Annotated in this window: 17 protein-coding genes; 14 read left to right on the forward strand and 3 right to left on the reverse strand. The window is 63.8% G+C overall.

Annotated elements, in window-relative coordinates:
- From BM315_RS09260 to BM315_RS09295, 8 genes are all read left to right on the forward strand, one after another.
- Positions 1-430 (forward strand): group II intron maturase-specific domain-containing protein (locus BM315_RS09260; RefSeq protein WP_280140417.1); only part of this gene is annotated, 430 nt, incomplete at its 5' end.
- Between the two features lie 336 nt (positions 431-766).
- Positions 767-1,552, forward strand: coding sequence for a 5'-nucleotidase, lipoprotein e(P4) family (locus tag BM315_RS09265; RefSeq protein WP_090500149.1), 786 nt, complete (start codon positions 767-769; stop codon positions 1,550-1,552).
- A gap of 341 nt (positions 1,553-1,893) precedes the next feature.
- Entirely contained in the window at positions 1,894-2,574 is a 681-nt protein-coding gene (gene tsaB, locus BM315_RS09270) for a tRNA (adenosine(37)-N6)-threonylcarbamoyltransferase complex dimerization subunit type 1 TsaB (protein ID WP_090500151.1), read from the forward strand.
- Between the two features lie 194 nt (positions 2,575-2,768).
- A complete protein-coding gene (locus BM315_RS09275) occupies positions 2,769-3,110 on the forward strand; it encodes a hypothetical protein (protein ID WP_090500153.1) in 342 nt (113 codons plus the stop codon).
- 6 nt (positions 3,111-3,116) lie between these two features.
- Positions 3,117-3,977, forward strand: a complete 861-nt coding sequence (locus BM315_RS09280) for a DUF72 domain-containing protein (RefSeq protein ID WP_090500155.1) — start codon at positions 3,117-3,119, stop codon at positions 3,975-3,977.
- Positions 3,978-4,241: 264 nt separating this feature from the next.
- Positions 4,242-4,970, forward strand: coding sequence for a response regulator (locus BM315_RS09285; RefSeq protein WP_244527281.1), 729 nt, complete (start codon positions 4,242-4,244; stop codon positions 4,968-4,970).
- Between the two features lie 14 nt (positions 4,971-4,984).
- Positions 4,985-5,755: a substrate-binding periplasmic protein gene (locus BM315_RS09290; RefSeq protein WP_280140418.1), complete on the forward strand. Its 771-nt coding sequence runs from the start codon at positions 4,985-4,987 to the stop codon at positions 5,753-5,755.
- A gap of 55 nt (positions 5,756-5,810) precedes the next feature.
- Entirely contained in the window at positions 5,811-8,060 is a 2,250-nt protein-coding gene (locus tag BM315_RS09295; protein ID WP_170862188.1) for an ATP-binding protein, read from the forward strand.
- A 151-nt stretch (positions 8,061-8,211) separates the two neighbouring features.
- Here the strand turns inward: BM315_RS09295 and nhaC are convergent, their stop codons facing one another.
- A complete protein-coding gene (gene nhaC / locus BM315_RS09300) occupies positions 8,212-9,714 on the reverse strand; it encodes a Na+/H+ antiporter NhaC (protein WP_090500161.1) in 1,503 nt (500 codons plus the stop codon).
- Positions 9,715-10,184: 470 nt separating this feature from the next.
- Between nhaC and BM315_RS09305 the strand changes: the two genes are divergently transcribed.
- Positions 10,185-11,222 (forward strand): GlxA family transcriptional regulator, encoded by a 1,038-nt coding sequence (locus BM315_RS09305; protein ID WP_090500163.1) that lies wholly within the window; start codon positions 10,185-10,187, stop codon positions 11,220-11,222.
- A 17-nt stretch (positions 11,223-11,239) separates the two neighbouring features.
- Here BM315_RS09305 and BM315_RS09310 read toward each other — a convergent pair whose 3' ends face one another.
- Entirely contained in the window at positions 11,240-11,623 is a 384-nt protein-coding gene (locus tag BM315_RS09310) for a hypothetical protein (protein WP_090500165.1), read from the reverse strand.
- A 254-nt stretch (positions 11,624-11,877) separates the two neighbouring features.
- Here BM315_RS09310 and BM315_RS09315 point away from each other — a divergent pair, with 254 nt between their 5' ends.
- From BM315_RS09315 to BM315_RS09325, 3 genes are all read left to right on the forward strand, one after another.
- Complete coding sequence (locus tag BM315_RS09315) at positions 11,878-12,717, forward strand: isocitrate lyase/PEP mutase family protein (RefSeq protein WP_090500167.1); 840 nt, start codon at positions 11,878-11,880, stop codon at positions 12,715-12,717.
- An 18-nt stretch (positions 12,718-12,735) separates the two neighbouring features.
- The gene (locus tag BM315_RS09320; protein WP_090500169.1) at positions 12,736-13,410 is read left to right on the forward strand and encodes an extensin-like domain-containing protein; all 675 of its coding nucleotides are present in this window, start codon (positions 12,736-12,738) and stop codon (positions 13,408-13,410) included.
- Positions 13,411-13,569: 159 nt separating this feature from the next.
- Positions 13,570-14,328, forward strand: coding sequence for a class I SAM-dependent methyltransferase (locus BM315_RS09325; RefSeq protein ID WP_425287776.1), 759 nt, complete (start codon positions 13,570-13,572; stop codon positions 14,326-14,328).
- A 163-nt stretch (positions 14,329-14,491) separates the two neighbouring features.
- On the opposite strand, the gene BM315_RS09330 is transcribed toward BM315_RS09325, so the two are convergent.
- A complete protein-coding gene (locus BM315_RS09330) occupies positions 14,492-15,130 on the reverse strand; it encodes a TetR/AcrR family transcriptional regulator (protein ID WP_090500175.1) in 639 nt (212 codons plus the stop codon).
- Between the two features lie 91 nt (positions 15,131-15,221).
- Here BM315_RS09330 and BM315_RS09335 point away from each other — a divergent pair, with 91 nt between their 5' ends.
- A complete protein-coding gene (locus tag BM315_RS09335; protein ID WP_090500177.1) occupies positions 15,222-16,313 on the forward strand; it encodes an efflux RND transporter periplasmic adaptor subunit in 1,092 nt (363 codons plus the stop codon).
- 5 nt (positions 16,314-16,318) lie between these two features.
- On the forward strand, positions 16,319-19,399 hold the full coding sequence (locus BM315_RS09340; protein ID WP_090500179.1) for an efflux RND transporter permease subunit: 3,081 nt from the start codon (positions 16,319-16,321) through the stop codon (positions 19,397-19,399).
- The last annotated feature ends 357 nt before the right edge of the window (positions 19,400-19,756 follow it).

Raw genomic sequence — 19,756 nt, forward strand, 5'->3', positions numbered from 1 at the left:
ACCGAGGCTGAGGGTGGCGGCGATGAGTCTGGGCCGCTTACGCGACCGGCTCAGGGGGCTACTGCGCCGTGCGCGAGGCTGCAAGATGGCGAACGTCATCGAGCGGATAAATCCCGTGCTGCGTGGCTGGGCGGGCTACTTCAAGTTGAGCCAGAGTAAGCGACCACTTGAAGAGCTGGATGGCTGGGTGCGTCACAAACTTCGCTGCGTTGTATGGCGTCAATGGAAGCAACCCGCAACGAGGGTTCGTAACCTGATGCGTCTGGGACTCAGCGAGGCCCGCGCATCCAAGTCTGCGTCCAATGGCCGTGGCCCATGGTGGAACTCGGGAGCGGCGCATATGAATCAGGCGCTGCCGAAGAAGCTCTGGGATCGCCTGGGGCTGGTCTCAATACTGGATGCGATCAACCGGCTTAGCCGCATAACCTGAACCGCCGTATACGGAACCGTACGTACGGTGGTGTGAGAGGACGGCGGATGTGAATCCGCCTCCTACTCGATTCTGCGGCAGACACGCGGCGGGGGCGGTAAGCGCAGTTCCGTAGCTCGAATAAGCGTCAGCGCAGTCCGGGGCAATCCAGCACCTCTGAGCGCTGCGCTATAGCCGGGCCGTTGTCGTCTCCGGTGGTCTTGGCGGGGGCGGTGAGCGTCGTTCACAGAACAGTAGCCTTGCTCGCCTAAGCTAGCATCGGTCTCTGGTCTATACCACGGCGACATGGTCGTAGACTTGAAGTCTTAACCCATATTAAGGAAGAGGGCGCATTCAATGACCGAGAAAACAGCAAAGAGTGCTATCTGGCTGGGCCTTGCGCTAGCGCTGGTGGGGAGTCCCGCGGCCTTCGCCGATGCCAAGGTGCAAGCCAAGACGGACTGCGCTGTTGCCGAGTTCGCCATGGGTCTGCGTTTCCAGCAGCAATCGGCGGAAGTTCAGGCCCTGCAGCTGCAGGCCTACAACATCGCGACGCTGAAGCTGGATGCGGCAGTGGCCGCCGCGAAAGATCCGTCGAAACTGGCCATCGTTACCGATCTGGATGAAACCGTCATCGATAACAGCGCCCTGTTGGCACGGGACCTTGTCAACTGTCACACCTATGACGCCTGGGACACCTGGCTGCCCTGGGAGCGTGACGGGACCCCGCAGCTGATCCCCGGCGCCAAGCAGTTTCTGCAGCACGCCGACAGCCTGGGCGTGACCATTCGCTACATCTCGGACCGTGCCGACGAGCAGAAGCCATACACCCTGGCCACCCTGAGCAAGCTCGGCCTGCCCCAGGTGTCGGTGGAAAGTGTGCTGCTGCTGGGCCCGCCCAAGGTCGAGCGGCGCGCCATCGTCAGCGCCGATCATCAGGTCGTGTTGTTGCTGGGCGATACGCTGCATGACTTCGATGGGCGTTTCCGCAAGACGCCGCTGGCCGAACAGCGCGCAACCGTGGCCGCTGAAGCGGACAAATGGGGTGCCGAGTGGATCGTCTTCCCCAATGCGGGCTACGGCACCTGGTCCAAAGCACCGTTGAGCGGCTGGGAAGCCGAGACAGTGATCGAGGCCTGGTAAGCCGCTGTTTGCTGGAGTGCACTGAGAGGTTGTGAAAAAACTCTCGCCTACTGCGACCGCCTCCAAACGCCCGCTGCTGACGTTGCGCTACGTGAAAAGCAGGGTCATTTAGCTCACTAAACTTCCCTACTTTTCACGTAGCGCGCCTTGCCGCGAACGCCTGGAGACGCTCTCGCTACGGCGCTCGATTTTTTCACAGCCTCTGAGTCCGTTCTGGCTCGATGCATGCCGGTTGCCCGGCGGATTCGTGCGCGTAACGGGCGCGAACTATAGTGATTGCGCTGGAAAAAAAAGCCTCAAGCCGTTCTAATGCCGGTCCATTTCGTCACCGTCCAAATGCAATGACCACTCTCCTGGCCCTGGATACCGCAACCGAAGCCTGCTCCGTCGCCCTGCTGCATGACGGCCAGGTGATCAGTCACTACGAGGTGATCCCGCGCCTGCACGCCCAGCGCCTGTTGCCGATGATCAAGGATCTGCTGGCCCAGGCCGGCGTGCCGCTGGCGGCGCTGGATGCGATCGCCTTCGGGCGTGGCCCGGGCGCCTTCACCGGGGTGCGCATTGCCGTCGGCGTGGTGCAGGGTCTGGCGTTTGCCCTGGATCGTCCGGTACTGCCGGTGTCCAACCTCGCGGTACTGGCCCAGCGCGCGCAGCGCGAGTACGGAGCCAGCCAGGTGGCTGCGGCCATCGACGCGCGCATGGATGAGATCTACTGGGGCTGCTATCGCAGCGACAACGGCGAGATGCGCCTGGCCGGGGCCGAAGTGGTGGCGCCGCCCGAGCAGGTCGCTTTGCCGCGCGACGCGACGGGTGACTGGTTCGGCGCCGGTACCGGCTGGGGCACGTTCGCCGCGCGCATCCCGTTGAGCCCTTGCGCACAGGACGGCGCCATGCTGCCACATGCCGAAGATCTGCTCAGCCTGGCGCGCTTTGCCTGGGACCGCGGTGAGGCGCTGGTGGCCGACGAGGCCCTGCCGGTGTATCTGCGCGACAAAGTCGCCACGCCGAAAGCGCCGCAATAAAGGCGCCGTCCGCCGTCTGCAGGGGCCAGCTTGCTGTGGTTCGGCATTCCGACGATGCTCTTTACCGCGTGACGCGCCAGACCGCCCGGATGCGCTACGTCGCCCCGTTCTGCGATCGATTGCCAATCCGTCCGGGCGGCGCTAAATTGCATGCACTTCCACTCATTTGGCTGACCACTGCCGAGCAGCAATAGATGCGCATCGACGGCTTCATACCTTCCTACTCGCCAGATCGCGGGCCTCGTTCGGGCACGGCGGTTACGCCGTTTCGCGAAGCCCAGCGCGAGATAGAACAGCGTCGTGAGCAGCCGGCAGCCCCGGCGAGCAGCCAGGGTTTCGAGCAGACTGCGCAAACCCGTTGGGTCCAGGCTTCCAGCGCCAGCAGCGACAGCCTGCCGGTCCGCACGCAGCACCTCACCTACCCGCCAGGCGTCAGCAATCGCGCGGCCCAGGCGATCGCCAGTTACAGCGCCACCGCCACCTACGCCAGCGAGCCTGGCGCCCAGGAAATCCTGGGCCTTGATCTCTACGCCTGATAATTGATGCGTCCCTACTTTCTTGGCTGCCCGTCGTGGAGCGAGCCGGCCTGGCGTGGTTCGCTGTATCCGGATGGCGCCCGCCCGGCGGACTTCCTGCCGCTTTATGGCCAGGTGTTCAATGCGGTCGAGGGCAATACCACCTTCTATGCGCTGCCCTCGGTCGCTACGGTTGCCCGCTGGGCGGCGCTGATGCCCGCGCACTTGCGCTTCTGCGCCAAGCTGCCGCGCACTATCAGCCACGCCGGCGATCTGCGCGAGCAACTGGTGGCCAGCGACGACTTCCGCCGCCTGCTGGCGCCCTTGGGCGTGCGGGTGGCACCGTTCTGGTTGCAGTTGCCCGCCAGCTTCGGCCCGTCGCGTCTCGCCGAGTTGAGCGCCTTTATCGAGCACTGGGCCGGCCTATCACTGGCCGTCGAGGTGCGTCATCCGGCGTTCTTCGCCAAGGGTGAAGAGGAGCGGGCGCTCAACCGCCTGCTGCTCGAGCGGGGCATCGAGCGTATCTGCCTGGATGCGCGGGCGCTGTTCAGTTGTGTGGCGCGGGAGCCGGCAGTACTGCATGCCCAGGCGAAGAAGCCGCGCCTGCCAATCCGCCCGACGGCGTTTAGCCAGGCGCCGCAATTGCGCTTCATCGGTCATCCCGAACTCGCCGCCAACGACCGCTTCATGGCGCCCTGGCTGGACAAGGTCGCCCGCTGGATCGAGGACGGGCGCACGCCCTACGTGTTCCTGCACACTGCCGACAACCGCCTGGCGCCGCAACTGGCCCGGCGCTTCCATGCCCAGTTGATGGCGCGCCTGCCGGGACTGGCGGGCTTGCCGGAGCCGAGCGTCGAGCCCGTGCGCGAGCAGCTGGGATTGCTCTGAATGGCGAGTTCCTGCGAGTGATCAAGAAGGCGGTTGCAACCTTTGGCCTGCACTCACGCAGAGCGAAAAACCATCCCCCTGCATGGGCCGCGTGAGCGATGAGTAAGCTTGGTGTCGGTGGCAGACATACGTGAGGGTTAATGGCTGTAGTAAAGTCCTCGCGCGTAGGCTCTGGCGCGACAGTTCTGGGAGAATTGCTCGTATCCCAGGTAGAGGAGCCGCTCTCATGTGACATATCACGTGCTCAGTCTTGGAGTTTCTAGCATGTCTGATGACGTGACAGTATTGGTAGTGGATGATGAACTCATCACGCGGGAGTGCCTTTGCAACTATTTTGCTCAGGAACAGTACCGTGTGCTGGCCGCCGCCACGGCAGAGGATGCGGAAAAGCTACTGGCATGCGAAGCCGTTGACTTGATCCTGCTCGACATACGCATGCCCGGTAAAGATGGCTTGACCCTGACGCGCGAGCTGCGAGTGCATTCCGAGGTTGGCATCATCCTGGTCACTGCACGCCAAGACAGTGTCGATCAATTGATCGGCCTTGAGTGTGGCGCGGATGATTACGTGACCAAACCCTTCAATCCGCGAGAGCTACTTGCCCGGGCCAAAAATATTTGTCGGCGCGTGCGACTGATAAACCAGGCGCCGCGATCGGTTGCCGTGGGGCAGGATCTGCTGCGTTTCAGCAAGTGTGTGGTGGACTTGAGCCAGCGCCAGGTAATTGATGACAGTGGCCAGGTTAGCCAACTTACTGGCGGCGAATATCAGTTGCTCAGAGTACTGCTGCGCAATGTCGGCAAGACCATGACCCGTGACCAGCTGCTCGACGAGATGCGCAACCGCGAGTGGGCGCCGAATGATCGCACCATCGATGTGCTGGTTGGCCGTTTGCGCCGCAAACTCAGGGATGATCCGGCTATACCGGGAATCATCCTGACCGTCCATGGGGTCGGCTATCTGCTTGCAACAAAAGCACTCCAGCCAAAGTGAACCGGCTATCAACAGTGCTGCTGCTTTGCCTGCTGGCACCGCTTGCCTCGGCGCGCCCCTGGCTTGCTTGCGGCCACCCGTCATACCCGCCGGTGTCCTGGCACTCCCAGGGGGAGTTGGTGGGGCTCGCGCCGCAGGTCGTGCGACAGTTGTTCGCTGAGCTGGGCGATGAGGTGCGCATGCTGGCAATGGGTAACTGGAAGCGCTGCCTGCTGGAGGCTCGGCAGGGACGGGTGGACATCGTCGTTGCCGCTTACCGCACCCGCGAGCGCGAAGCCTGGATGGGCTTTACCAGAGAAGCGCTGGTGGCTGACCCGATCGTGTTGTTCGTCCGTCGCGACAAGCCGTTGCGTTTTGACAGCTGGAACGATTTACGCGGGCGTACCGTCGGCTTGCTGCTCGGTGACAGCTTCGGTGATCGCTTCGACCATTTCGCCGAGGAGCATTTGAATATCGAATGGGTATCCAGCGGCGAGCAGAACTTTATCAAACTGGCCCAGGGGCGTATCGACTTCATGCCGGTCGGCCTCTATAGCTGGAAGTTGCAGAACAGCCGTTTTGGCTATGACCAAGTCATCGTGCAGCAACCCGGCCAGTTGGTGACCGAGCACTATTACATCGGCGTGCGTCGCCACCCAACATTGCTGGCCCTGCTGCCGCGACTCGATCAGCGTCTGCGCGAGCTGGCGGCGGACGGTACCTTGCACCGCCTGGATGAACACTACAGCGCCCGCTACCTGGCAGAACCACACAGCATGCCCAACCTCTATGACCCGACTCCCTGAAACCAGCTGGCCCAGGCTGCTTGGTTATCGCCAGGAACATCCGCTAGGTTATCGGATGATTGTCTACGTGCTGGTCTGCAGTCTGGCCTTTGTGGTGCTATCCACCAGCATCCAGGCCGCAATCGAGTATCGCCGCGAGATGCGCGTGATCGAACAGCGCATCGAGTTGATCCGCAATGTCTATCTGGCCAGCCTGGCGAAAAGCATCTGGGACGTCGACCGCGAGCAGCTGCGCTTGCAGATGCGCGGCATCCTCGATTTTCCCGACATTAGCTCGCTGACCCTGGAGGATGCAGACAGTGGCGAGCGGCTGCTGTTGCACGCCGGGAAGAGTCCGGCGCAGTACACCGCGACGCATCGTTTCGAGCTGCGCCACGAGACGTCTCTCGGTCCGCGCAGCCTCGGGCAGTTGGTGGTGCACACCGACCTTGGCGCGGTGTATGCGCGCCTTGGTTGGAGTGCCCTGACGCTCTTTCTTGGCCAGGCGCTGACCATCTTTCTGATTGTGCTGGTGGTCATGGTGATTTTTCAGCGCATGGTCACCCGCCACCTGGAACGCATGGCTCGTTATGCACGCAATCTGGGCAGCGGCTCGCGGGATGAGCGGTTGCACCTGGAGCGTCAACCGGGCACGCGCAGCGACGAACTGGATGCGCTGGTTGAGTCACTCAACGACCTGCGCCTGGCCATCAACCAGGACATCGACCGCCGGGAGCGCGCCCACGAGCAATTACTGTTCAGTCGCGAACAGCTGCGGCGCATGGTCGACAAGCGGACTCGCAGTCTGCGTCAGGCCAAGGAGGCGGCGGAAGCTGCCAGCCGGGCGCGCTCGCAATTTCTTGCCGGGATCAGCCACGAGATACGCACTCCGATGAGCGGCATCATGGGGATTACCCAGTTGCTCTATCACACGCCGCAGTCTGAACTGGCGCAAGGCTACCTTGATGTGCTGCGCCAGGCCGGCGAGAACCTGCTGGCCATTCTCGACGGTGTGCTCGATTACGCCAAATTGGAGGAGGGCGGTTATGTGCCGGAAGAGCAAGTGTTCTGCCTGTGCCATCTGGTCGACGAGCAGGCCCTTTTGACCGAGGCGCAGCGGCATGACAAAGCGCTGTCGGTCAGTTGCTGCATCGGGCCACACCTGCACCAGTACTACCGGGGCGCAGTCGGTTGTCTGCGCCAGGTACTGTCCAACCTGCTGAGCAATGCAGTGAAATTCACCGAGCGGGGCACCATCATGCTAAGGGTCGGCAGCATGGGCACGTCCGGCAACAGGTTGCGCTTCGAGGTTTGTGACAGCGGCATGGGCATAAGTGCGGAGCAGCAGCAGCGGATTTTCGAACGATTCACCCAGGCGGATGAGAGCATCACCCGCCGCTTCGGCGGGACTGGGCTGGGCTTGGCCATCTGTAAAAAGATGGTCATGGCCATGGGCGGACAGATCGGGGTAGACAGTCGTGAGGGCGCCGGCAGTACCTTCTGGTTCGAGGTGGAACTGCACGCGGTCCAGCCGCCCGCGGTGCAAATCGATGCCACAGCCACCCAGTCGCCCGTGCCCAGCCTGAGCTTGTTGCTGGTGGAGGACACGCCGATCAACCAGCAGGTCATCTGTGCTTTGCTCGAACACCAAGGGCATCTGGTGCAGTTGGCTGAGGATGGTCGGCAAGCCCTGGCTGTCTGCCGGCAGCAGGCCTTCGATGCCATCCTCATGGACATGCACCTGCCAGGCATGAGTGGCGTCGAGGTGACCCGGGCCATCCGCTCGGCAGCCGACAGCCTGAACCTCGATACGCCGGTCATCGCCTTGACCGCCAGTGTCGGTGTGGAGGACATCAAGGATTACCTGGCTGCGGGCATCGATGCGGTGCAGGCCAAGCCGCTTCAGTCGGCCGCCTTGAACCAGTTGCTGGCGGCGCTGTGTCAGCCCTCGGGCAGTCGCGTGGCCGAGGGCTTGGCGCAGGAGCAGGCTGGGATTGACCAGCAGCTGCTGGCGATCCATCGCCAGGTGTTCGGTCAGGCGCGTTTGCGCAAGCTGTTCGAGCAGTTTCAGGAGCAAGCCAAGGTGCTGCTCGTGCAAGCCGAGGATGCCTTGCAGCTGGACGATCTTTATGAGCTTGGTGAGTTGGCCCACAAGCTTGCCGGCAGCTCGAGCACCTTGGGTCTGCTAGCGCTGGCGCGGCTGGCAACGGCGTTGGAGACGAGCAGCCTGGAGGGTGATGGCGCCCGTTGCAAGGCGCTGCTCGAGGAACTCAAGGTGAAGCTGCCGAGCGATCTGAGTAGCGCCTGGCAGGCCTGTGAGGGGTGAAGGCGGGGGCTCGATGGCGCTCTCGAGCGCAAACCTGTTCAGCCGCTCCAGTGCGCTACCGCTGCGAGCGATGGAAGACATAAAGCCCAAGGCCGGTCGTCAAGTGACGGCCGGCCCTGGGGATTAGCAGCTATTCAGGGGCGCATCGGATTCAGTCGGCCGCAGGCACTGCGCGATAGCTTGGTTCGGGCTGGCTGAAGGTTTGCACAGCGTCGCCTTGCGCCTTCCAGTTGGCACGCTCCTGCTCGGTGGCTTTGGGCGAGAACCAGCCGAGATAGGCGTAGGCGATACCGATCAGTGGTGACAACCAGCAGGCGAACGCCAGCGGGATGTACAGCAGATTCTCGAAGCTGCCATCCCCCACGGCCAAACCCAGTGACGAAATGACGATTGCACCACCGGCGTTCCAGGGCACCAGCGGGGAGATCAGGGTGCCGCCTTCCTCGACGGCGCGCGACAGGTTCAGGGTCGAATAACCCTTGCCACGGTAGGCCGGAGCAAACATGCGGCCGGGCAGGGCGATGGACAGGTAAGGGTCGCCGGCTACCAGGTTGGTCGCAACCGAGGTGCCAATGGCGGCGGTCTGCAGGCTGCCGAAACTGCGCGTCCGCTTCAGGATCGCTTCGACAATTACCTCCAGGCAACGAGTGCGCTCAAGGGCGCCGCCCAATGCCAGGGCGATAATCACCAGGGTGATGACCCACGTCATGGACTGGATGCCGCCCCGGTTAAGCAGGCTGTCGATGTCCTTGATCCCGGTGTTGAGGCTGTAGCCACTCTGCATGTAGGTGAATACCTCATGCAGGCTGGCACCTTGATAGGCCATGGCCAGAACCCCGCCAGCGATGGCGCCGGCGAACAGCGAGGGCAAGGCGGGCATTTTCTTCAGCGCCAGGCCGATGACCAGCACGGCGGGTAGCAACAGTACCCAGGACAGTTCGAAGTTCTGCGCGATGCCGTTGGTGATCTGATCGATCTTGCTCGTGTCGACCACTTGCATGGAAATGAGGTTGAAACCCACCAGCAGATAGATGGCCAAGGCAATCAGCATGGCTGGAACAGTGGTTGGCATCATGTTGCGGATGTGGTCGAACAGATTGACTCCGGTGACGGCTGGAGCCAGGTTGGTGGTGTCAGATAGCGGCGATATCTTGTCGCCGAAAAACGCACCGGAAACCACGGCGCCAGCGGTCCAGTACATGGGGATATCGAACCCAGCCCCGATGCCCATCAGCGCCAAACCGACAGTGCCTACCGTGCCCCAGGAGGTGCCCAGGGATACCGACACCACCGCGCACATCAGCATGGCGACGCCGAGGAACACCTCGGGTGACAGCAGCTTGAGACCACCATAAATCATCAGCGGCACGGTGCCACTGGCGATCCAGGTACCGATGATCATGCCGACTACGATCAGGATTCCGATCGATTGCAGGCCGATGGACACCACGTGCAGGGAGCCTTCTTCAATGTCCTTCCAGCGATAACCCTGAAACCAACCGATGAACGCGGTGATGGCCAAGCCGATGGCCAAGGGCACATGGGGGGTGAAATCTTTGTAGTAGAACAACTGGATCCCCAAAACCCCGAGCGTGAGGATGATCGGAACCAGGGCAAGGGCTAGCGAAGGGCGGGTGTTGTTTTTTCTATTCACGTGCTTCCTCCAGGGAGTGATCGCCTTGTTGAGTTGACGATCTTTTTGTAATTCTTGGAGGACTCAACCTAACAAGGCGATGTGAACTGCTTTGCTGGTTGCTGTATCAGGTTGTAATCAGGTTGTTACATGGCATTTACATTTGTATTTTTTGCAGTCTGGCGCAGTTGGCAGGGTATGCTGAGCCAAGGCGAAGCAAGTACTTGAACGGCAACCGGCTCAAACTTTGAGGCGGTGTCGTTTTTGCTGGCGCGCTTGCAAGCCGAGTCAGGTGCAGCCATGTCGAATTTGATGTTCTGTACAAAAAAACCAAGGCCGCGGCGCGAACCGATGGTCTCCGGCCGTGATCAAGCCGGTTGTGCGCGGATCGCCGGACAGGTCCGTGTCTTTGGCGTCGGGGTCAGCCACCTGGCCGGCTGATGCTCATGGTTTACTACTGCATAGACGTTTCATTGCCGGTGAGTCATGACATGCGATCTTCTTTCGAGAGCTTGCTGAAGAACAAGAATATGGCCCACCTCGCCAAGAGGATGGACGACGGCCCCGCCCTGCCAATGCAGCGGGTCGCCTTCGTGCTGCTGGATAATTTTTCGATGATGGCCTTCACCGGCGCGGTGGACGCCCTGGTCACCGCCAACCTGATGAGTTCGACGCCGCTTTATGAGGTGCTGGTGGTCGGTGGTGCGAGAGAGGTGGTGGTCAGCGATCTGGGCATCGCCATTTCTGCAGGTTGCCGCCTGGCGGAACTGGACGAGAAACAGCAGGACATCCTGATCGTCTGCGGTGGTTTCCGCGTGCGCCTGCAGGCGGATCCGCTGCTGCGGGCCAAGCTGAGGTCGGCCGATGCCGCTGGCGCCATGCTCGGCGGCCTGTGGAACGGTGCCTATTTTCTCGCCGAAGCGGGGCTGCTGGACGGTTACGACTGTGCCTTCCATCCGGATGGCCGGGCGATGATCGCCGAGCTGTTCCCCAAGGTGAAGGTGTCGAACCATGCCTTTGTGCTGGATCGCGAGCGGATCAGTTGTGCCGGTGCCAACAGCTCGCTGGGCATGATGCTGGAAGTGGTGCGCCGCGGCAGTGGCATCAACCTGGTGAGCGCCATCGAGGAGGTGCTGAGTTGCGACAAGATGCAGGACGTGCTGGATGTGTCGGTGGTGGCCGTCGATTACGATCCGACCCTGCCGCAGACATTGAAATCGGCGCTGGAGCTGATGCACAACAATATCGACGAACCGCTGACGGTGGATGAGCTGGCCAGCTGCGTGGGGATTTCCCGGCGTCAGCTCGAGCGCTTGTTCTGCCGCCACGTCAATGCGACGCCCTCGCGCTACAACCTGGAGCTGCGCTTGACCCGTGCCCGACAGTTGCTGCAGCAGACCAACAAGTCGCTGGCCGATATCGCCGTCGCCAGCGGCTTTGTCAGCATTTCACACTTCCGCCGCTGTTTTCGCGAGTTTTTCGAGATTTCCCCGGGACGCTTTCGCGCCACTTCGCACAATCGGCGTTGACAGCAAGTGCGCCGCGCTCACACCAGGCTGAGCGGATAGGGCAGTGCGGGCTCTGTGCGGGCAAGCTGGCTGCCCGCGCCGAACGCATCGGCGAGCAGCATCAGGGTCAAGCGCTCGACTTTCTCGGGCTCGGCATTGAGTCTGGTGCTCAGCTCGAACTGGCGTTGTGCGATCAATTGCTGAACACCGCGGTCTGCTTCGCTAAGCGCGGGCGCTACGTTGGGGATTTCCGCTGGGACGGCCGCAGTGTCCCCGGCAACCACGGGCTGCTGGCCCGCGGTCACCCGGCTCAACAGAATCTGGAAATCCAGGTAGGCGCGAATGTCTGCCTGGCTACTGGGGGGTGGGTTGCCGCCATGGGCTGTCAGTGCGGTGCTGGAAGCGCAAACGCCATTAAGCATAAGTCACTCGGTGCGGCCGCCAAGGGCCAAGTCAGCGCAATGCCGCGCACCGGGTTATCGGCCGCTGAGCGGCCGGGTTGAGCATTTCTCCAGCAGGTTTTTCGATGAGTAATCCGACAAGTCGTAGGCAAGCCCTTGCCCGCGTCTGGTCGATGACGTCGCGGCTGAATAGCTTGGCCTGCCTGGAGGCTGCTGCGGCGCAGGAGTCTGATCTAAGGTGCATCCATCTGGAAATCGAAACAGGAGCGATCGATATGTCTACTCAGGTGGCGCGTGGCGAGGCGTTTCGCGCCTTGCACCAGCGCGAAGGGTTGTTCGTGCTGCCCAATCCCTGGGATGCGGGGGCGGCGAAGATGCTCGCGGGCCTGGGCTTCGCGGCGTTGGCTACGACCAGTGCCGGATTGGCCTTTTCCCTGGGCCGCTGCGATGCGCAAGGCGCGCTCAGTCGCGAGGAGGCCCTGGCTAATGCCCGCGCTATCGTCGAGGCGACGCCGCTGCCGGTGGCCGCCGATCTGGAGAACGGCTATGGCGATGAGCCCGAGCACTGCGCCGAAACCATCGCCCTGGCGGCGCAGATCGGCCTGGTTGGCGGTTCCATCGAGGATGCCACGGGGGATGCGCAGTCGCCGATCTACCCCTTCGAACTGGCGGTCGAGCGGGTCCGGGCGGCGGTCGCGGCAGCCCGCAGCCTGCCATTCCCCTTCACCCTGGCGGCGCGGGCGGAAAATTACCTGCATGGCCGCGCCGATCTGGACGACACCATCCGCCGTCTGGTGGCTTACGCCGAGGCGGGCGCCGATGTGCTCTATGCGCCGGGCCTGACTAGCCGCGAGGAAATCCTGGCAGTGGTCACGGCCGTGGCACCGCGCCCGGTCAATGTATTGGTGGGCTCGCCCAGTCTGCGCTTGTCGCTGGACGAACTGGCCGAGCTGGGGGTGAAGCGCGTCAGTCTCGGTTCCGCTTTGGCGCGAGTCGCCTATGGCGCCTTCTACCAGGCGGCGCAGGAGTTGGCCGTTGGCGGCAGCCTGGTAGCGACCGGCCAGGGTATGTCGTTCGAGCGGATCAACAATCTGTTCAAGACCCGGGCGGGGTAGGGTTTGCGTCGGGTGCTGATGGTGCTTGTGCTGTTGAGTCTGTTTGGCGTGCCGCTGGCGGTCTATCAGCAGTGGCTCGCTGTACCTGCGCGCTGGAATCCCTGGGCGCCACTGGATATCCGGGCCACGCCGAACCTGCTGACCCCCTTCAAACTCTGGCGTCTGGCGGATGACCCGCTGCTCTGTCAGCAGGCCCTGGCCACCTCGCCGCTGCGTTACACGACGTTGCCCGACAGCAGCCCGGCGGTGGATTGCCCACTGCAGAATACCCTGCGGGTGGAGGCCTCGGGGGTGGGTTTCAGCAGCAGCTTTATCGCCAGCTGCCCACTGGCGGCGGCCTTTGCCCTGTTCGAGCGGCATGCCTTGCTGCCAGCCGCGCAGGAGGTGTTCGGCCAGCCGGTGGTGCGGGTCGAGCATGTCGGCAGCTTCGCCTGCCGCAGCATCGCGGGTAGCCAGCGCCGCAGCCAGCATGCCTCGGCCAATGCCCTGGATATCGTCGGCTTTCACCTGCAGGACGGTCGGCGCATCAGCGTGCTGCGCGACTGGCCGGGCGAGGGCGAGGCCGCGCGCTTCTTGCGTCGGGTGCATGAAGGCGCATGCGCCAGCTTCAATGTCACCCTCGGGCCGCAGTACAACGCCGCCCACCGCGATCACTTGCATGTCGATATGGGCCTGTTCCGCATGTGTCGCTAGGCAGGTAAATCACAGCAAGCAGGGCGAACGGGTGCGACTGGAACGGGCTGGCTCTGGCAGAATGCCGCGTCAACGATGATCGACCGCATACAGATCGAATCGACTATTTTTTGAGCAGGCTTCCCGATGAATGATCTACGGCCTAGCGCCACAATTCGCATGGACGCCCTGGCCCCCCATCTGGCCGATGACGCGGCTGCCTGGGCCGAGCGCCTGGGTTTGGCGCAGGAGGGCGAGGCGCAATTTGCCCTGCAACTGGGCGAGCAGGGGCTGCAGCTGGTCGAGCTGGGACCGCAGGCGCCGGGGCCGGTGCGGGTGGATTTCGTCGAGGGCGCGGTGGCCCATCGCCGGCTGTTCGGCGGCGGCAGCGGGCAGATGATCGCCAAAGCGGTGGGCGTGCAGCCGGGCGTGCGCCCGCGGGTGCTGGATGCCACCGCCGGGCTCGGTCGCGATGGCTTCGTCCTGGCCAGCCTGGGCTGCAGGGTGACCCTGATCGAGCGCCAGCCGCTGATCGCCGCCCTGCTGGAGGATGGCCTGGCCCGCGCCGCGCTTGATCGGGATGTCGGTCCGATCGTGGCTCACATGTGTCTGTTGACCGGCAACGCCATCGAGTTGATGAGCGACTGGCAGGGCGAGCCGCCGCAGGTGATCTACCTCGATCCTATGTTCCCCCATCGCGACAAGAGTGCGCTGGTGAAAAAGGAAATGCGCCTGTTCCGCCCCTTCGTCGGCGACGACCTGGATGCCCCGGCCCTGCTCCAGGCCGCTCTGGCCCTGGCCAGCCACCGGGTGGTGGTCAAGCGCCCGCGCAAGGCGCCGATCATCGACGGCGGCAAACCCGGTTACGCGCTGGAAGGCAAATCCAGCCGCTACGACATTTATCCGTTGAAGAAGCTGCCGGCTACGAACTGCCCGTAGGATGGGTTGAGCGCAGCGATACCCATCACGACGAATGCCGCTCGGGCTCCACGACAGGGGGTAATCGCCGGGGGCCGATCTGCGTGCTGGTTGGCTGATTGCCGATGGGTATCGCTACGCTCAACCGCGCTACGCTCATCCTACAAATGCCTATCGGCCACCCTCAGTCCGCCCGATAGGCGCGCATGAACATCGCCACCGCGTCCTGCACATGGCGTTCGGCGTCTGCGCCTTGCAGCGGGCCGGCGCAGCCGATCAGCAGGCGGAAGTTGGCGCCGCCCTTGAGCAGACTGAAGAACTGATCGGCGGCGCTGGACGCATCGGCGATGCGCAACTGGCCGGCCCGGTCGGCCTTGTGCAGCAGGCATTCCATCTCGCTGAGCAGGCGTTGCGGGCCGGCTTCGTAGAACATCTTCGACAGCTTCGGATCCTGGCTGGCCAGGGCCACCATCACCCGGTGCAGTTCCACCGATTCGCGGCTGTTGATCAGGCTGTGGAAGCCGCGGCCGATAGTCAGCAGCACGGTCTCGATCGGCACGCCCGGCGCCAGCTCGAAGAGCAGCTCGGGCAACTGCTCCTCGCACTTGGCCTTCACCGCCGCGGAGAACAGCGTCTCCTTGTCGGTGAAGTGGCTGTACACCGTGAGCTTGGACACCCCGGCTTCGGCGGCGATGGCGTCCATGCTGCTGCCGTCGTAACCGTGGCGCAGGAACAGGGTTTTCGCCGCTTCCAGGATGGCCTGGCGCTTGACGAGATCTTTTGGGCGGCCGGGGCCGCTGGGTGGTAACAACTTGTTTGGCATTGGCTGCTTTTAATACTGGACTGGTGAGTTTGCTATTTTTACTATACCCGTCAGTACAAATATTCCAAACCTTCGCGAAAGGTCATCTGTCATGTTGCGCCATGCCTTGTTCGTCAGCCTCATCGTTCTGCTCGCTGCCTGTGGTAATGGTGAGCCGGTCGAGCAGTCTATCCGCCCCGCCATGGTGGTGCAGCCGCAACCTGCGACCGAAATGATGGACGCCTACGCCGGCGAGGTGCGCGCGCGCCTGGAGCCCGAGCTGGCCTTCCGCATCGGCGGCAAGGTGGCCAGGCGCCTGGTCGAGGTGGGCGACCAGGTGCGCAAGGATCAGCCGCTGGCCGAGCTGGATCCGCAGGATGTGCGCTTGCAGCTCGAGGCCATGCGCGCGCAGGTCGCCGCGGCCGAGGCCAATCTGCAGCTGGTGCGCGCCGAACGTGATCGCTACAAGACCCTGCTGGCGCGCCAACTGGTTAGCCGTTCGCAATACGACAACGCCGAAAATCTCTACCGCTCAGGTGAGGCGCGCCTCAAGCAGGTCAGGGCCGAGTTCGACGTGGCCAGCAATCAGGCCGGCTACGCGGTGCTGCGCGCCTCGCAGGATGGCGTGATCGCCCGGCGCATGGTCGAGGTTGGCCAGGTGGTGGCCGCGGGGCAGACCGTGTTCATCCTGGCCGCCGATGGCGAGCGGGAAGTCTCGATCAGCCTGCCGGAGCAAGCCTTCGAGCGCTTCAAGGTCGGCCAGCCGGTAGCGGTCGAGCTCTGGTCGCAGCCGGATCGGCGTTTCCCCGGACGGATTCGCGAGATATCCCCGGCGGCCGACTCGCAGTCGCGGACCTTTGCCGCGCGGGTGGCCTTCAGCGCGGGCAAGGTGCCGGCCGAGCTGGGCCAGAGCGCGCGGGTGTTCATCGCCCACAACGGCGAGGTGCCGTTGTCGGTGCCGCTGTCGGCGCTGACCGCGGAGCAAGGCCAGCCCTATGTCTGGGTGGTCGATCCCAGGGACTCCACGCTCAAGCGCACGCCGGTGCGCGTCGGCGCCTATGCCGAGAGCAGCGTGCCGGTGCTGGAAGGCTTGCAGGCGAGCGACTGGGTGATCGCCGCAGGCGTGCAGGTGCTGCGCGAAGGCCAGCGGGTGCGCCCGGTCGACCGCGCTAACCGCACGGTCAAGCTGGCGGCGAAGGAGTAGTCCCGATGGATTTCAACCTGTCCGCCTGGGCGCTGCGCAATCGTCAGATCGTGCTCTACATCATGCTGTTGCTGGCCGTGGTCGGCGGTATTTCCTATACCAAGCTGGGCCAGAGTGAAGACCCGCCGTTCACCTTCAAGGCCATGGTGGTGCGCACCATCTGGCCGGGAGCCAGCGCCGAGGAAGTCGCTCGCCAGGTCACCGAGCGCATCGAAAAGAAGCTGATGGAGACTGGCGAGTACGACAAGATCGTGTCCTTTTCGCGGCCCGGCGAGTCCCAGGTGACCTTCATCGCCCGCGACTCGATGCGCTCCAAGGACATCCCCGAACTCTTCTATCAGGTGCGCAAGAAGGTCGGCGACATTCGCCACACCTTGCCGCCGGGCATCCAGGGACCGTTCTTCAACGATGAATTCGGCACCACCTTCGGCAATATCTACGCCCTGACCGGCGCAGGCTTCGACTACGCGGTGCTCAAGGACTACGCCGACCGCGTGCAACTGCAACTGCAGCGGGTCAAGGACGTCGGTAAGGTCGAGCTGCTCGGCCTGCAGGACGAGAAGATCTGGATCGAGTTGTCCAATACCAAACTGGCCACCATCGGCCTGCCGCTGGCCGTGGTGCAGCAGGCGCTGGAGGAGCAGAATGCGGTGGCGGCGGCCGGCTTCTTCGAAACCACCACGGACCGGGTGCAGTTGCGGGTGACCGGACGTTTCGAGACGGTCGAGGAAATCCGCAACTTCCCGATCCGGGTGGCCGAGCGGACCTTCCGTATCGGCGATGTGGCCGAGGTCAAGCGCGGCTTCAACGATCCACCGGCGCCGCGCATGCGCTTCATGGGCGAGGACGCCATCGGTCTGGCGGTGTCGATGAAGGCCGGCGGCGACATCCTGGTGCTGGGCGAGGCCCTGGAAGTCGAGTTCGCCCGCCTGCAGGAAACCCTGCCGGCCGGCATGCAGCTGCGCAAGGTCGCGGATCAGCCGGCGGCGGTGAAGACCGGGGTCGGCGAATTCGTCCGCGTGCTCACCGAGGCGGTGATCATCGTCCTGCTGGTGAGTTTCTTCTCCCTCGGCCTGCGCACCGGCCTGGTGGTGGCGCTGTCGATTCCGCTGGTGCTGGCGATGACCTTCGCCGCCATGTACTACTTAGGGATAGGCCTGCACAAGATCTCCCTCGGCGCGCTGGTGCTGGCGCTGGGCCTGATGGTCGACGACGCGATCATTGCCGTGGAGATGATGGCGATCAAGATGGAACAGGGTTACGACCGCCTCAAGGCCGCCAGTTTCGCCTGGACCAGCACCGCCTTTCCGATGCTCACCGGCACCCTGATCACCGCCGCCGGCTTCCTGCCGATCGCCACCGCGATGTCCGGCACCGGCGAGTACACCCGCTCGATCTTCCAGGTGGTGACCATCGCCCTGCTGGTGTCCTGGATCGCCGCGGTGGTCTTCGTGCCCTATCTGGGCGCCAAGCTGCTGCCGGACCTGGCCAAGCTGCACGCGGCCAAGCATGGCGGCAGCGCCGCGGGCCATGATCCCTACGCGACGCCGTTCTATCAGCGCGTACGGGCCACCGTGCACTGGTGCGTGCGCCGACGTAAGACGGTGATCGTGTTGACCCTCGCGCTGTTCGTCGCCTCGATCATGCTGTTCCGCTTCGTGCCGCAGCAGTTCTTCCCGGCCTCCGGGCGCCTGGAGCTGATGGTCGACCTCAAGCTCGGCGAAGGCGCCTCCCTGAGCGCCACCGCCGAGCAGGTCGAGCATCTCGAAAAGCTGCTCGACGGCCACCCGGGCATCGACAACTACGTGGCCTATGTTGGCACCGGTTCGCCGCGCTTCTACCTGCCGCTCGACCAGCAGTTGCCGGCCGCCAGCTTCGCCCAGTTCGTGGTGCTGGCGAACAGCATCGAGGAGCGCGAACAGATCCGCAGTTGGCTGATCGACACCCTGGGCGAGGAATTCCCGACCCTGCGCACGCGTATCTCGCGCCTGGAGAACGGCCCGCCGGTCGGCTATCCGGTGCAGTTCCGCGTCTCCGGCGAGCATGTCGACGAGGTTCGCGCTCTGGCCCGCGAAGTGGCGGACAAGGTGCGCGACAACCCGCATGTGGCCAACGTGCACCTGGACTGGGAAGAACCGAGTAAGGTGGTGCGCCTGAACATCGACCAGGAGCGCGCCCGCGTCATGGGCGTGAGCACCGCCGACCTGTCGCGCTTCCTGCAGAGCTCGCTGACCGGTGCGCCGGTCAGCCAGTACCGCGAAGGCAACGAACTGGTCGAAATCCTCCTGCGCGGCACGCCGAGCGAGCGCCAGCAACTCGGTCTGCTGCCGAGCCTGGCGATACCCACCGCCAGCGGCACCAGTGTGCCGCTGGCGCAGATCGCGATCCTCGAATACGGTTTCGAGGAAGGGGTGATCTGGCACCGCAACCGTCTGCCGACCGTCACCGTGCGCGCCGACGTCTACGGTAAAGAGCAGCCGGCCAGCCTGGTCAAGCAGATCCTGCCGACCCTGGAGCCGATCCGCGCGGCGCTGCCCGACGGCTACCTGCTCGACGTCGGCGGCACCGTGGAGGACTCGGCGCGCGGGCAGAAGTCGGTGAACGCCGGCGTGCCGCTGTTCATCGTGGTGGTGCTGACCCTGCTGATGCTGCAGCTGAAAAGCTTCTCGCGCTCGGCCATGGTGTTCCTCACCGCGCCGCTGGGGCTGATCGGCGTGACCCTGTTCCTGCTGATCTTCCGCCAGCCGTTCGGCTTCGTCGCCATGCTTGGCACCATCGCCCTGTCCGGCATGATCATGCGCAACTCGGTGATCCTGGTCGACCAGATCGAGCAGGACAGGACCGCCGGCCTGGACAGCTGGAACGCCATCATCGAAGCCACGGTACGGCGCTTCCGGCCCATCGTGCTGACCGCCCTGGCGGCGGTGCTGGCGATGATCCCGCTGTCGCGCAGCGTGTTCTTCGGGCCGATGGCGGTGGCGATCATGGGCGGCCTGGTGGTCGCCACGGCGTTGACCTTGCTGTTCCTGCCGGCGCTGTATGCGGCCTGGTTCCGGGTCAAGCAAGAGCCTGCCCCGGCGGCTTAGTCCGCCCGCTGAGCTGAGCCGCGCCGTTCCCTTGAGTCAGGGGAACGGCGTTTTTTCTAGCACCAGTGTTGGTCTGCCGGCTCTGCCAGGCTGCAAGGTCGACGCCGCCACTTCAGCTTGGCGGATAAGTCGTTGGGCGCGGTGTAATCCTCCGGGTAGTCGCCGATAGCGCCGGCGTTTGGCTGGGCTAAAAATCCCGCTGTTCGTCCCACTCTGCGCGGCACCGAACCGATTCTGGCGGGCGCTGTCCACCCACATCCCGGGCTCAAGCTGTTACGGTTGTTGCAGGCAGTTGCCGGCAGGCGTGGTGTGTTGCGCGTGAATCCGTTGCGTTGCAGACCTGATTCCTGTGCTGGT

This window comes from Pseudomonas borbori, from assembly GCF_900115555.1.
In the GTDB taxonomy this organism is placed as follows: Bacteria; Pseudomonadota; Gammaproteobacteria; order Pseudomonadales; family Pseudomonadaceae; genus Aquipseudomonas; species Aquipseudomonas borbori.